This is a genomic window from Mycoplasmopsis cynos (assembly GCF_900660545.1).
Lineage (GTDB): Bacteria > Bacillota_I > Bacilli_A > Mycoplasmatales > Metamycoplasmataceae > Mycoplasmopsis > Mycoplasmopsis cynos.
The window spans coordinates 467,034-483,972 of the sequence record NZ_LR214986.1 but is presented as its reverse complement, the minus strand read 5'-3'; the positions used below and the strand labels follow the sequence as shown (position 1 = coordinate 483,972).

Below are 16,939 nucleotides of genomic sequence, written 5' to 3'. Positions count from 1 at the left end.
AATGGCTCAAATCAATGAAAAATATACAACAATTCTAAATAATCTACTGGATGTACAACCTAATGATTCTTCAATCTTCACTAAAATTGATAATAAAAACTTTTTTGATATCAAAAATATGTTAGCTGATGAAGAATATCAAAAAATTATTAATGAAGAAAAATTTGAGATTACATTACTTGATGGCACATTATTAGAATATATGAATCTAATCAAGCAAACAAATTCAATTGAAGAACTTAAAAATCTAGTTTATAACAAAAATGTTAGAAAACTTAATTTAAAACGTATTGTTGAAAGTAAATTAGACTTAGAAACAATAAAAAGAAATATTGTAAACCTAATAGAGCTTAAAATTCAAAATTCCGTTTCATTGTGAAAATTATTAAATTCAAATACAACCTCAATTCTTGAAGAGACAAATATTTGACCACTACATATTGGATTTATGTTTATTAGTTTAAGAATTGATGAAAAAGTTATTTATGCTCCTTTATTCTTTAAAGAAGTGGAAATTAAGTTTAAAAATGGAAAACCTTTTTTAACTAGTGAAGGTGATATAAAAATTAATGAAAAGATAATGTTCTTTTTAAAAAATAATGGATTAAATCTTCATGTAGACTCTAATTTAAATGAAAATAGAATTTCTGAATTAGTTAATATTCTTAAAAATGATTGAGAAAATCTCTTTAGTTTGCCAAAAAAAATCTTCGAAAATTTTGAAATTAAGGGTTCACCGGAGATTGATAATGAAAATATTTTATTTCATCCAGGTACTATTTTAGGTATTTTCCAACCGTCTGGTGGATACTCAAGAAATAGAATGAAAGAAATCATTGAAAAAGATGAAATAGATAATATTATAAAAGTCGAAATAAATAAAAATATTTACAAGGATAGAATTAATAAATATTTAAATAATCCTGAAATTTCTATTTTCAAAATAACTCCTTCTAATCTCTCTCAAGATAAAGCTATTATTTCTTCATTAAATCAACACACTATAATATGAGGTCCACCAGGTACAGGTAAGTCACAAACCATTGTTAACTTATTAACAAATATCTTAGTTTATAATAAAACTGCAATCGTAGCATCACAAAAAAAAGCGGCATTAAATGTTATAAAAAATAGATTAGGTTCCTTACAAGATTTTTGTTTATTTATTTTAAAATCTAAAAATGTAAATAAAAAGTTATTTTATGAACCTATTAAAAAATATTTAGATTTACTTGAAAACTTTCAAAATCCAATCATTAGTAATGGGACTCCTATTATCAATCAAAAAGAATTAGAATATATTAAAAATGTTGATGGATTATTAAACCATAAGAATATCAAAAATATCTTATATGCATATTATTACTTGTCAAAATATAAAGAAAATCCAAACTATGCTAATGATAGTGAATTTTTAATTAATCTTCCATTTGATATTATGTACCCACAACAAAAAATAACTAGTGAAAACATTACTAAAAGCTTATTGAAAGAAAATAAACTTAGATTTATGTGATTCTTTTCTAAGTATCATAGAGTTAAAAAAATAGCTGAAGAAATAAAAAACTATTTTCCATTTTTTGAAGGGAACTTTTCTAATCTTGTAGGATTTTTTCATCAAATTTCAGGTACTGAAGAAAATGGAAAATTAATAAGTGAATTGATAAAAATTATTAATTTATCGAATGAAATCGATTTTCATCAGGAAATTTCTGATGAAAAAATTATTCATAAAATTATAGCCGAAAGAATTAATAATAAATTCACTCAAATGAACGAAAATGAGATTAAAGAATACCAAGAGTTCGCTCAACATGTTAGGGTTCAAAACTTAGAACCATATAGATTTGTTAAAAAATTTGCGAAAATTATCAAAATAATCTATCCAATTATTGTAGCTACTCCTGATACTGATCTTGCTTCATGAGATAAAGAGGAGTTAGATTATGCTATTTTAGATGAATCTAGTCAAATCTTTATTGAAAAAGGACTTCCAATTCTTTATTTAGCTAAGACAAAAATTTTAGCAGGTGATCCAGAGCAAATGCGCCCAAGTAATTGGTTTGGTTCTAGAAGCACTGATGATACTATTTTTGGTAAAGTAGATTCGCTTTTAGACTATGCATCATCGTTAAATGTAACACAAATATTACTTGATAAAAATTATCGTTCTAAACATGCTGCTTTAATGTCATTTTCATCAAAATATTTTTATAATTCACAACTTGATGTAGTTGATGCTAATATCAATTCATTCGAAGATGCTATCGAAGTATACGAAGTTGATGGGATTTGAAAAGATAGTAAAAACATTGAAGAAGCAAATAAAGCAATTCAAATTTTAAAAGAAAATGTCAATAAATACAAAAAAACTATTCTATTAGCGTTTAATATTTCACAAAGTGAATATTTAACCAATTTAATCCTAAATAATCATCCTGATCTTGAAGAAGCAATAAATGATAAAAAACTTTTAATTAAAAACATCGAAAATATTCAAGGTGATGAAGCTGATCTTGTGGTTGCTACTGTTTCATATGATAAAAACACTAAGTTATCTTCAACATATATTTGCCGCCCTACTGGTAAAAATGCTTTAAATGTTGCTATTTCTAGAGCAAAAGAAAAAATGATAGTTATAAAAACAATTAAGTCAAGTGACATTAGTTTAGGCGAAAATCATACAGATGATATGAAAATTTTTAAAGAATGATTGAGATTTCTTGAAAAGCCAGCGGATCAAAAAAGAAGTGAAGTTTATGATTCATTTAACAAACAAATTCAAAATAATAATCTTAATCTTTTTAAATATGTTAAAAGTGATGAACAAAGCACCTTAGATTTTGACGAAAACTCACAATGATTCAAAAAATTTGTGCTAGATTCAATTAAATCATCAATATCAAACAAAAAAGAGTATGAACTATTTGAAGAATATAATGTTGGTTCCATAAAAATTGACTTAGTGATAACTAAAAACCAAAAACCATATAAGTGCTTCATTTTCGATACATTCAATTATGAAAATAGTACTCAAAAATATATGCTTATTAGAGATAGATTTAGATTTTTAGTATCTAAAAATTATGATGTTCAAATAATCAATCCTATTTCATGAATGCAAATACAAAATAGATTAAACGGTTGATTTAAGCAAAATAATTTAAACGATGAGGCGGTAAATTACCACCCGACTTCAACATATATTTTGAATAAAAGTAGTTTAGATGAATTTAAAGAAACATCACATCAAAACATTGCGGAATTAAATAAAATCCATGAAAACGCAGAAAAAAATATTATTTCAACCTTTAAAGATCCTCAAAGCACTAATTATTCAAATACACAAAACAATACCACCACTTTTAACGAAACAATTATTACTGATAATATTAGCTTTGGTTTCTCTAACACAAATACAGTAAAAAAATCTCTAATCACAAGTGATGAAACACTAAATGAAACACAAGAAGATAATCAACAAGAATATGAACAATCACAAATATTAATGCAACAAGAATATTTAGGCAACAATGTTATAAAAAACCTTGATAATGAAGCTGAGATGAATAAAACATATGCTGAAGTTGAAAATGATGTTGCTGATGAAATTTTAAATGATGAATTAGATTTAAGTTCATTTAGTGAATTAAATCAACTAGAAATTGAAAATAATATTGAATACTCTGATAATCAAATTGCTCAAAATGAGATTGGAGTTAAAACTGAGCAAGCAAATGATGAATTTATTAAAGAAGCAAAAGGGTTATTATTTGAACAAAAAGAAATGAGCACAAGAGAATTCGATGTATTTTTATCTTTTGATAACGAAGAACAACAACAAGAAGAAGAAGAAGAATTTGATCACAAATATGATCAATATCAAGAAAACAATAAAGAATATGAATATTTTGATTTTAATTATGAAAATGATATTCTATCAAATGAAAATAAAGTAGATGATCAAAACAATGTTACTCTAATTAACGAAGCCAAAAATGATGAAGTAACAATTGAAGATGAACAAGAACCTTTTGATCAAAATATGGTTCATGATGAGATATCTAAAATCTTAAATGAGAATAATGACATTGTTTATAATGATGATGAATTAAACCAAGAAACTGAACCACATATTCCAGAACATAGCTTAACTTTAGATGATCAAAATGAAAGCGCTAATGAAGAAAATGAAGATATTCAACAAGAACATAAAGAGAATTTAAATGAGGATATCGATCAAAAATTTTTAAATTTATTTAATAACGATCCGGATGAAACTAAAACAACTGAAATTGAAGCTCCTATGTTTAAAACATATGAAAATAAGTTTGGATTAACAAGTACTTGATTTAATTATGATAATGAGGAGGAAGAAGATGAGCATTAAACACAACGGAATAAATAATTGAGAATATTCAGTTGAAGGAGCTTTATCATTTTTATCAAAAACTGTTAAGAAAAATATAATTATGCACCTTTTTACTTGTCATGAAATTGAATGTGATGTACAAACATTAGTAAATGTTTTAGATGAAAAACAATCTAATGTTTCAAAACATTTAAATGACCTAAAAAAAGCTCAAGTTATTAATGATAAAAGAGTTGGATTAAATTCATATTATTATTTGACTGAAAAATTTCGATTAAAGTACCATAAAATTTTAGAAGTAATTTATGAAATTGATAAAGAAAAAATGTATGATTGCATTTGTGTTAATGATGGTCATACAGCTATATAGTATAAATGAAAAAAACAACTAATAATATTTCTATTTTAAGTTTTCTTAAAGGAAATCGAATATTAATATTAATTGCAATTATTTTAATCGCAATCCAAATAGCACTTGAAGTTTTAAGCCCGCAATATGTTCAAAGTATCATAAATTTGGTAGCTGATGAAAAACACGAATACCAAAATTTAACAAGCAGTCAAAAACAAACTATGATTTTAAGATATGGCGGATTTTTGATCTTGTTTGTTGGGATAATTATTTGTATTTCGCTTTTTATACAAGTGTTTCTAATTTCAAGAATTACTACTAATTTTTCAATGAATATTAAGAATAAAGTGTTTGCTAAAATTTTAGAATTTTCGCCGCAAGATTTAAATAATTTCGGGGTTGGAACAATTTTAAATAGAATTAGTAATGATGTTCTAAATCTTGAAAGAACACTTTCTCTAATAGTAGTTTCAGTAGTTAGGTCAATTTTTACCTTTGGAAGTGCTTTATTCTTCTCAATCACAACTTCTCCTACTTTGTCATATATATTTTTGATTTCCATTCCAATTCTAGTTGTGATGTCTTTTGTTATTTATTTTGTGCGTAAAATTGTCCAAAAACTTTTTAAATTAAATGATAATTTTAATCAAAAACTTCAGGAAAATCTTAATTCTATCAAAACAATCAAAGCAAATTCTGCTGAGGAAAAAGAATATCAAACTATTAAAGACTTTACACAAAAACTTTCTAAATCAAACTTAAAAATTGTTTTAGCCAACTCATTAGGTGAATCATTTTTTATGACAATTATTTTTATGTCTCTTATTTTATTAGGGACAATTGGTGTAAATCAAGTTTTAGAAAATAAAATAGAAATTAGTGTAATTGTTTTGTTTGGAACATATATATGAATGATCACAACTTCATTTTTAGGAATTCTGGGAATTGGATTCAATCTTTTTGTATCATACCCAAGCGCTAAACGTCTTAAAGAAATTTTAAATTACGATTGTGCTATTAAGAATTCTTCTAAAGCGATAAAAGATTTTAATATTAACAAAATTGAATTTCAAAATGTATTTTTTAAATATCAAAATTCTAAAAAATACATCCTAGAAAATCTTAATTTTACAATTGATAAAAATACTTCATTTGGTATATTAGGACAAACCGGTTCGGGAAAATCAACTATTATTAATCTTTTAGCAAGATTTTATGATGCAACTGAAGGAAGAATTTTGATTAATGATATAGACATTAAAAACTATGATTTAGAAGAATTAAGAGATAAGATTTCAATAGTTTTTCAAGAAAATATTTTATTTAAAGGTACCATCAAAACCAATTTAACATCATTTAATGATTCTAATTCTGATCAAGCAATTATAAACGCTCTAAAAAAAGCCAATATTTACGATTATGTAACTTCGTTAGAATCAAATATTAATGCTAAAATTGAACCAAAAGGAGCGAATTTTTCTGGCGGTCAACGTCAAAGAATTGCAATCGCAAGAGCTCTAATTAAAAATCCTGAACTTTTGCTTTTAGATGACGCAACAAGCGCAGTTGATTTAGATACTGAAAATTCAATAAAGTCGTCGATTAAAAATATTCAAAGCTGCACTAAAATAATTATTTCTCAAAAAATTTCTATGATTAAAGATTGCGATGTGATCGCTATTATTGAACAAGGAAAAATAACTCAAATTGGAACACATGAACAATTACTTTTACAAAATGATACCTATAAAACAATCTATTTATCTCAAAATGAAACCATAAAGGAATAAATATGAAAAATAAAAATAATTCAATAATAGTGTTTAAAAGAATATTTTCATATTTATGGAGAAATAATAAATTTACTGTTATTTTTGGAGTTTTACTATTTTTGCTTGCTTCAGGCGGAATGTTATATAACCAAGTGTTTATTGGTAAAATTATTGTCGATTATGTCTTAAAAGATTTTTTAATTAGTAGAAGTATTAAAGATTTCGATTATAACTATTTTTATTTAGTTATCGTTTTATCGGCTTTGTGGTTTTTAATATCCATTTTATTTAAATTTTTTGGTAATTTTTTATTAAGTTCAGCTACTTTTAAAACTATGAAAATTATTCAAGATGAACTTTATTATAAAATTCAAAATCTACCAATGAGCTATTTAAATAAGGAACTAAAAGGAACAATTATTTCAACATTTAACTCTGACATCGAAACCTTAAAGAACTTTTTCAGAGATGTAATTCCAAACATAATTAATGCAATATTATCTTTGAGCGTTTCTATTGTAATTATGTTTGTTTTAGATGTTTATTTAACATTCATAATACTTATATTTATCATTTTAATATTTATAACTTCTTTTTTAATTTCAAAAAAATCAAAAAAGGTTTTTAGTGAAGAAAGAAATCAAAATGCTAAATGAACCGGTTTTTTAGAAGAAAATCTATCTGGATTTAACACAAATATCATTTTTAACAAAAAAACACATCTTATTAAATTGCATAATAAATTAACTAATGATTATCAAAAGAAAAGTCAAAAAGCATATATTATTTCTGGTGTTTTTTATCCATTTGCTTTTAATATTGGATTACTAGGATATGGTATTGTAACCATTTTTGGTGCTATTTTAATAATTAAAGGAAATTCAGCTGGGATCGGTCTTACAATAGGAACATTAATATCATTTACTCAGTTCGCAAAAAGTTTTTCTTTTCCTATTGCAAGTATTATGATTAATGCAAATGATGTTTTTAGAGCTATCGCTGGGACAAAAAGAATATTTAATATTTTAGACCAAGATTTAGAAAAAAATCAAGGTTCATATTATTTATATGTCGACTCAAAAGGAATAAAATATTGAAAATCTGACCTTTATAAGCATCAAATTCAAATAAAAGGTGAAATATCTTTTGAAAATGTTTATTTTAAATATGATGACCAATATATACTTAAAAATATTAACTTTAAAATAAAACCTGGTCAAAAAATTGCGTTAGTTGGTTCAACAGGCGCTGGGAAAACTACTATTATTAATTTAATTGGCGGTTTTTATGAAATTGAAAAAGGAAATATTTATTTAGATGGCATTAATCTAACACAAATAAATAAACAATCTCTAAGACAAGTGATAGGATATGTACTTCAAGAAACTCAATTATTTAGTGACACTATAAAAAATAACATTACTTATGGTTCAATTAATGTTGAACATAATGTGGATGAAAGTGATGTTGAAAATGCTGTTAAAAGTGCTAACTTTGATCGCCATTTAGAAAAGATGTCTGCGGGTGTTGAAACCTTTTTATCTAATGCAGGAAATTCATTATCGCAAGGTCAAAAACAATTACTTTCAATTGCAAGAATTAACTACAAAAACCCTAAAATCATTATTATGGATGAAGCTACATCAAACGTTGACACTCTGACAGAAAAAGAAATACAAAAATCTATGAATAAATTGACTCTGAATACCACAGCAATTATTATTGCGCATCGTTTAAGTACCATTAAAGAATGTGACAATATTTATGTTATTGAAAATGGTGAAATCATAGAACAGGGAAATCATAATCAACTCATTAAAACAAAAGGCAGATATTATAGTATTTTAAAAAAGCAAAATTCTGACTTAAATCAAATAGATTAAAGCATTTCTGTTAAAAAATAAAATAACTTATTAAAATAAAATAAGTTATTTTATTTTTGGCTAAACCCTTGATATACAAGATATAATCTATCACAATCATATTTATTTATACTTTAATAAAATTAATATATTAATATACATATAAACAATATAATAATAAAGGAAAACAGATGTGAAAACATAAAAAAAGAAAATTTAAAATAATTTTAGGGTTATCAGTTCCATTTTTAGCAATTTCTAGTGCTAGCTTAATATGAATTTCAATAAATCAATCTACAAAAAATAAGATTAATTTATATCATAATAAATTAACCAATCTAGATTCAATGTCTAAAAGAGTTATTCAATTGATATTGAAAAATGAAGCAATGAGTTTTGTTAGTGATATTAAACACAAGTCTTACTCAGCAGAAAATTTAACTAAATTAGAAATGTTAACTCAAAAAGTTTTAAAACAAATTCAAGAGGAAGATAATAAAATTAAAAATGATATAAAAAATTATACCCAAGGTGAAGAAAAAAATAGATTGCTTGAAAAATTAAAAAGAGCGATTTCAGCAGACGAACGTCTTAAAATCCAAAATGATTCTAAAAAAACATTAAACCTTGAAAAAGAACTAGCACTAAAAAATATTCAAAAACTTTCAGACTATAATCAAGAAAAGACTCAATTAATAAATAAAGTAAAATCGTCTAACTCGATTGATGAAGTTAAAAAATTATCTAGCAATGCAGAAGAAAAACTTAATGTAATTCAAAAAGAAACAGAAAAACTTTTAGATAAGCTAAAGGGTTCAGATCAATATCAAAGCATTCTTTCAAGTATCAAAAGTTATGAAACTACTGAAAAAGATTTTGAAAACATAAAAGTCAAAATTAATGAAGAATTTAATAAAGAAAATATAAAAGTTTCTGAAAAGTTAAGCTTATTAGATAATAAAAATCCTGAAAAATCTAAATTACGTTCTGAACTTGATAAAGCAAATGATATTGAATCATTAAATGAATTAATAAATAAAATAAATAAAGAAAATGAAAAAGAAAATAAAGTTGGTTCAAATTCATCTTCTAGTTCAAAACTACAAGAACCTTCCAATGATAATGAAGTTCAAGGATCTCAAGATAATACTCAAGGATCTAATGCAGAAAAAAACCAAAATGATGCAAGTTCAAATATTAAAAAAGATGATTCAATGAAACAAAATGATCAAGAATCCAAAAATCAAATATCACCAAATAAAAACTCCCAAAATGATAAAACTAAAATAGATCACTCACAAAAAGATTCTTCAAAAAATGATCAAGGAACAAAAACAAAACAAAAAAACACAAATGCAATTGGTGAAAATATTCAACAATTTCAGCCTGGTGTAACACAAAATTCAATGCAAAATGTTCCGTCTAAACCAAATGATAGCACACTTAAAAAACAAGATCAACAAGTAGAACAGAATACCCAAATTACTCAACCAACTAATCCGCAAAGTATTGATCAATCGCAACAAAAATCACCTTCTAATTCTAATACAAACTCTCATCAAATAGATAATAAACCAAAAGGCAAAACTGAATCACCATCTACAATGGAAGTTAATCCAAATAGTTCATCTGCCATTTCTAACTCAAGTACACAAGTCGATCAAGCTCCAGGTACTGATATGCAAAATCAAGATGTAAAAAAAGATAATTCGGTTGATTCATCATCATCTTCATCAACAAATAACCCTAGTCAAAATCAATCAGAAAGTAAATATCGTGATATACTTATTTGATTTGATGATAAAAAAGAAAAGTCAATTGAAAAATTTAAAAAATTAGTTACATCAAATGATGAAAGTCTTAAACTTCAATGATATAAATCACATAATGGTTTTTTTGGTATAGCTAAAAAAGGGAAAGAATCTAATAATCAAATTTTTAAATTAAAAAGCGAAATTGATTCAAAAGAATTAGAAAAATTTAATAAAACTAAATCAAAAGCTAAAAATCTTGAGTTAGAAGCTAATTATAAAGATGAAGTCTTGATAGTTAAATACAAATTTAATGATAAAGAATATGAACAAAAAATTGAATTAAAATATCAATTACCAAAAAATTCAGCACAACAAGATACAGAAAAAGTTCAAGAACCACAATTAAATACACCGCATTCAACACAAAAAACACATCAAAGCACAACGACTGATACAACTTCTAACAGTATTAAAGATACTTCTAAAACTCAAACTAATAAAAACTTAATGAATCCTGGTTCTAGTTCATCTGATCAAACTAATATAAATAATTCATCTTCATCTAGTTCGAATCAACAGCCTAATCCAACAACTCCTGAAATAAATAAGCCAAATCAAGGTTCATCAATTAATGGAACAACTAAATCTAATTCCGGAACGCAAACTCAAAACCCTCAGATTCAACAAACTCCTTCAAAAGAACCTAATACTCAAACACCGTCTCAAGACTCAGCAAAAGTCCCTTCTACACCAAAAGAAATGGAAGATAAATTCAATAATATACTTATTTGATTTGATGATAAAAAAGAAGAGTCAATTGAAAAATTTAAAAAATTAGTTTCATTAGATGATGAAAATCTTAAGCTTCAATGATATGCGACATTTAAAGGCTTTGGAATAAAAGGGAAAAATAGTAAGAAAAATAATCAAATTTTTAAATTGAAAAGTGATATTAATCCAAATGATCTAGAAATAGAAAAATCAAAGAAAAAGGGAAAAAATAAAACCTTTTTATTAAACGCAAGTTATAAAAATAATGTTTTAATAGTAAAATATAAAATTAAAAATAAGGATTACGAGCAAACTATTAGTTTAAGTTAATTTATATAGCATTTAATTCAATCACACTCAAAAAATCATCTTTATTATAGGTGATTTTTGAATCATTATTTTGTTATTGTAGAATAACATTAAGTATGAGACAGTTTTTGTTATGTTTTTAGTCCTAAAAAATAGGACTATTTTATTGAAAATTTTAAATATTTAAAATTGATATTTTTTATTAAAAGAGATAATATAAAAGTTAGAAAACATAAAATGTTTTCTTAAAATTTTTCTATATAAATTTTTAAAAATGGATTTTTTTTTTTTTTTAATCTCCGCTCTTAATCGCAATTAAGAGGTCTTACTTTTTTAAAAAAGTAAGCAAAAACCTTTGTATTTTTAAAAAATATTTTTTAAATTTCTTAGAAAATATTAAAAATTTTATGTATCAATTTCAGCTATATCCCCATAACTTAAATTTATTTTATTTCTTCAGCAATCAATATAAAAGATCTCTCTCTATTTTTTTTAAAAATTTGTTAATCTTTAATAATTGTTTATTTAAACTGAATAATATTTCCATATGTAAGTTATATCACTTTTATCGAACCTGTATCATTTTAATTCTTTCACTACCCTGTATAAAAATCTAGGATATTTCGCGCACTTTAATTTAGTTAACTTTATTTATAAATAAATAAAAATAATATTTTATAATATAAAGTATAAAAAATCTTTTATTGAAAGGCTTTAATGATAAAAAAACAAATTAAAAATATTTTTATATTAACAAGTGGAACAGCAGCTATACCAATGACTGCTTTATCTTGTTCTGTAGATAACGCTCAGGACGTTAGTCAAAATAATGAAAATACAAAAGAATTGCTTCAATATTTTGAAAAAGATGATAATAAAAAGTATTTCAAAAATATAAAAAACAATATTAAAAATAATCAAAATATCTCTTTATCTTCAGAACAAATAAATACAATGATTTCCTTCTTTAATGAATATAAAAAAATAAATGATTTAAATATCGAACAAATATATGAAGGACTAGAAGGTAATTTTTCAAATAATGACTTTATTTCAAGTGAATTAAAAGCGTTTGATAAATTAGTAAATACTAACTCAAATAGTTTTTTAGAGATTAATAGTGAGTCAGTAAAAAGAATTCAAGATATATATAACTTGATTTTAGAAAGAAATGCAAAAGTTATTAATAAAAATTCAGAATATGATCTTTTTATTAAAGAAATAAATAATCTGTCTCTTTCTAATAATTTAATTTTAAAATATCTTAAAAATCACTCTGTAAAAATATTTAATGATGCAAAACTAAAAAACAAAATCATTGAATTAATTAAATCAATTGATATTAATTATAGTAATTTAAACAATTTAAAAAGTCTATACAAAACTAAAGAAGAATCAGAAATAAAAGTAATAATTGATGATATAGAAATATTTTTAAATAATTCATTAACAAATAATCCATTAGTTGAATTTAATTCAAAAGCAAATGAGTATATAGAAAAATTAAAAAACAAAGTAATTTAAAAAGATTTAGTATCTAATCACGTTAAACAAAAGAGGAATGAATTAACTAAAAAAATTAGATTATCCAAAAATATAGATGAAGAAAACAAAAAGTCTCTTTTAGAAAAGACAGAAAAAATCGTTAGCTTGCTAGAGATAGATAGTTATAATGATTTATTTAAAAAGTTAAATTCAAATATAGAAGCAAAGAAAGTTGAATTTATAAATTTTATAAATGATTCAATACTTAGTGATAAAAATAAAGAATATTTTATTGAAATAATTCAAGGACTAGAAGAAGAAACTGAACTCAAAAATATAAGCACGTCTTTTAAAAAGATGATGGATAGATTCGAGCGTTTACAAAATAAAGTCAATGAAATAAAAGAAAAAATTTTGAACAATAACTTTAAGTCTTCATATGCACTTAAATTTTATAAAAAAATCACAAAATTTGTTGAGTTATTTGATAATGACAATAAGTTAGAAAAAATTAATTTATTATATCCTGAAGATAATTTTAAGCTAATTTCTGATCTTTATGTAGAAATTGAGAAAATAAACACCGAAGAAAAATTTGATATTAAACCGCAAGAAGAGAGCATTATAAATCTTTTCAAAAAAGAAACTGCTTCTTTGTTTAGTTTAAGCACAACAGAAAATGGTGCACTATATGATTTAGAAAAATATTCTTATTCTGCATCTTATAACTTAAAGAGCGCAGAAATTCTTTTTGATAATTTTGATACCGAAGAAGTAGATTACAAAATTATTGATTTAAAGCTTGATGAAAATAACTGAAATAATTTAATTGTTACAATTAAGGTTTCACTTAAAGCAAATAGTGAAATTAGTTACTTGATGGATGTTTCAAAAGTATTTAGTGGTGATGTCACTTCTCAAATTAATTCATTAAATTTTAATAACTTAGACCAATTTTTCAATATCAATTATGATGATTTACAAAAACTTTCTCTAGAAGAATTTAAGAATTTATCAAATGATCAGAAAAAAGAATGATTTACAACCAATAAAACAAGAATTGGTAAATTTTTTAAGTTTGAATTAACTAATTATGAATATGTGAACAAAAAAGTTTTTGCTGATTTTTCTGTTTTATTCAATAAACAAGTTATTAAAAAATGAAGAATACCAACTATAAAAAATGTTAATTTCGTTAAAAATGAACAAGAAAAAGAAAGTTATAGTGACATTGTCGATAAAAGAAGAATAATGGAAATTATTAATGGGAACATTTCTACATTAATGACTAAAGTTAAATTCAAGGATGGTGCAAAGCATTCTCATATGAATTACATAGCTTCAGATGTAAAAAAAGCTTTTGATGATTTATATATAATGCCAAAATATGGTAGATATGAAATATTTATCAAGGATTATCATTATGTCAGCGACTATGATGGATGAGTCGATATTATTTTATGATACAAAAAAGATGGTAAAGAAGTTGAAATCAAGAACCCTACTGAAGTATATAGTAAAACAAAGAGATTGCGTAGCTTTAAATTAATTAGCTCAGGTGATATAAAACCTACTGGAGAAATATTTACTGCTGAAGACTTTCAAAGTAGTAAGCAACCTAGTCAAGAATTTATTGACGCAATTAATTCAATAAATGAATCAAATTTCGGATTCAGGTATGCTGAAGCTCAAAATGGACAAAGAAACTTCAGAACAGTTAATGTAAAAGATATAATTGACCAAAAAGCTTTTAGTGATATTGAGTATGTTTTACAAATAAAAAATGCAGACAACAACAACTCACGCGGAGAAAACCAAGATAATAATGCTTATGTTGAGTTAAAAGCTTCGTTATATGATAAAAATATTGAGTTTAATCCTACTAATTTGAACAACTTAACAAATAACTTTTTCGTTTACTTTTATGATGCTAAACAAGTTGGTAAAAGAGGTATGTCATTTAAATTAGGATGAATTAATAAAAGAAATAAAAGCATTCGATACACAAATAATCAAGAATATACTTTGATAAATATGGTGAATGACTATCAACAAACTCTTTATCCTGAAATAATGGTAAACAATATCAAATTAAGTGATATAGAAATAAATTATGAATTGCTTGCTCAAAAAACAGCCAGCGAATGAATAAATAATTTAGAAGAATTGAATAATGGAGTTATCCGACTTAAACATAACAAAAACAATGAAGTCGAATATCAAAATTATAGTCTTCCTGCTAATTTATTTAAGGTAGACCAAATTAAAAAAATAGCAAATAATGAAGCTTATATAAGATTTGCTGTTACAGGTAGAACAAATAATAAAATACTCGGGAATACTTGATACAAGATTAAGGGATTTGCTTTAAGCAAAATTAATACAATTAATGAAAACCTTGATTTTACCAACGAAAACCTAAAAACAATCCAAGAATCTGAAACTTCAATTATTCGCGAAAGAATTATTGAACCATTTTGAAAAGATCTTTTATGAAATTTAAATAAAAAAACTAACATTGCTTCTTGAACACTAGAAAAGAAATATTTAGAAAAAACTTTACTTAAAGAGAATTCTAGAAATAGAGTTATAAAATTTGAAATTCTAGCAAACTCATTATTAAATATACCAAGCAAAAATAGTAGAGTAAGAAATTTCGAAAGTGCCATCGACATTGAGGTTTCATTTGACAAACTAATAGAACAAAAAACAATTAAAATTAAAAGGTCTGCAAGTGATGGTGCTGGTGGTCGTTTCAATTATTTTGTTATTTTAAATTGAATTAAATCTCGTGGTGTAGAGATTAAAATTTCAATGGAAGATAATACAAATAAAATAATAATTGATGAACCTGAAGTTCAAAAATTTTCAAATGGTGTTATGTTTGATAAAAATAGAGCATTTATCATCTTACCTGCCGCAGTTAAAACAACTATAAAATATACCAATGATGAAGAGCAAGAAAATTTTGGTATAAATCAAAATAGATTCGATTACAAACACATTGAAATGAACGGTTCTAATCAACCCATCTTATTTTATAGTGATGTTGAATTCCAAAAAGATAAAACAGTATACTATCCAAATCAAAATGTTAATTACAAATTACATGATGGATATAAATTAAACGTTGAATATTTAAGAGTAAGAGATTGAAGAGATTGAGATATAGTAGACTCTGCATATTCAAGGACAGCATTAGTTGATGGTAATACTTGATTTGGTACATTAGGATTTTTAGGGAAAGTTAATGATGATCCAAATGATGCTACTTTTTACGTTTTAACCAATCGCCATGTCGAAGGTAGTCCAAATGAGTTTTCTGGTATGTTAGATAGTAATCTTCTGCAAGAAAAAGGAAATAAAGTTTTCACACTAGCACCTGATAGAATAGGGAATTCTTTAGAAAGATATTATAATGTTAGAACTAGTGGAGAATTAAATTTAGGAAGAGGTAGGAGAGCTTTAACTATTAAATTACTTTGAAGTGGTGTAGAGCAAATTTCTAAAGATGGAAGCATTAAAAACCGTGGCCAAGATTTAACATTATTCGTTGTTGATTTAAATCGAAAACTATCCGAAGCAAGAGCAGCAGGTAATATGCAAATAGCTTGAAAAATCGAACATTTAATGAAAAAAGGAAATGTTAATATTGACATAAGTTATAAAAAAGGCGGAACTATGTCAGTACCTAATATTAGAGAAATTTCTGCATTAGGATGACCAGGAACACTATATGCTGGTTCAATTAACAGAAGACCAGTGTCCCTAGGTGATGATGGAAACCAATCTAGAGTGGTTGTTGGTGTGCCATACTTTAATCCTTACTCACAAATTTTTGTTGGTGGAGGAGCATCCGGAAGCGGTATGTATATTGGTGGAGATAATTACATAGCAACTTGAACAGCTGGTGCAAGTAATAATACGCGTAAGGCTTCACAAGGTTATGCTTATGACAATAGAAACTTTAACTTTTTCGGAGTTAATTGAGATAATGAAAATCCTTTAAAACTCAAAAATTACCACTCTATTGCTTCACAAATAATGAGAGCAAACTTAAGATTTCCTGAGAAATATGATCTTCCATGATTCTTTAAAGAAATTAATGAATAAAAAATAAAAAATCTGAACAAAATTTAAAATAAATATTCAAATTTTAAGAGGCTTATTATGAAAAAAATGCTTAAAATTCTATCTTTCACATCTTTAATCCCTGTTTCTTCTTTTTTTGTCATTTCTTGCTCAAACAATGAAATTAGTAA

The 16,939-nt window shown here is 24.8% G+C and carries 5 protein-coding genes and 1 pseudogene; all 6 read left to right on the top strand.

The window, feature by feature from the left end; all coding sequences use genetic code 4:
• Position 1 precedes the first annotated feature (1 nt).
• The 6 genes and pseudogenes from EXC48_RS02440 (at position 2) to EXC48_RS02415 (ending at position 16,790) form a co-directional block, all read left to right on the top strand.
• Complete coding sequence (locus EXC48_RS02440) at positions 2-4,390, top strand: DEAD/DEAH box helicase (RefSeq protein ID WP_129720635.1); 4,389 nt, start codon at positions 2-4, stop codon at positions 4,388-4,390.
• Positions 4,380-4,742 carry a helix-turn-helix transcriptional regulator gene (locus tag EXC48_RS02435; RefSeq protein ID WP_129720634.1) on the top strand — a complete coding sequence of 121 codons (363 nt, stop codon included), beginning with the start codon at positions 4,380-4,382 and terminating at the stop codon, positions 4,740-4,742. The genes EXC48_RS02440 and EXC48_RS02435 overlap by 11 nt, the downstream gene beginning before the upstream one ends.
• Before the next feature lie 5 nt (positions 4,743-4,747).
• Positions 4,748-6,514: an ABC transporter ATP-binding protein gene (locus tag EXC48_RS02430; protein WP_129720633.1), complete on the top strand. Its 1,767-nt coding sequence runs from the start codon at positions 4,748-4,750 to the stop codon at positions 6,512-6,514.
• Positions 6,515-6,516: 2 nt separating this feature from the next.
• Positions 6,517-8,379, top strand: a complete 1,863-nt coding sequence (locus tag EXC48_RS02425) for an ABC transporter ATP-binding protein (RefSeq protein ID WP_197725028.1) — start codon at positions 6,517-6,519, stop codon at positions 8,377-8,379.
• A 170-nt stretch (positions 8,380-8,549) separates the two neighbouring features.
• The gene (locus EXC48_RS02420) at positions 8,550-11,213 is read left to right on the top strand and encodes a DNA topoisomerase 2-like domain-containing protein (protein WP_129720631.1); all 2,664 of its coding nucleotides are present in this window, start codon (positions 8,550-8,552) and stop codon (positions 11,211-11,213) included.
• A 699-nt stretch (positions 11,214-11,912) separates the two neighbouring features.
• A pseudogene (locus EXC48_RS02415) lies at positions 11,913-16,790 on the top strand (MGA_1079 family surface serine endopeptidase).
• Positions 16,791-16,939 lie beyond the last annotated feature (149 nt).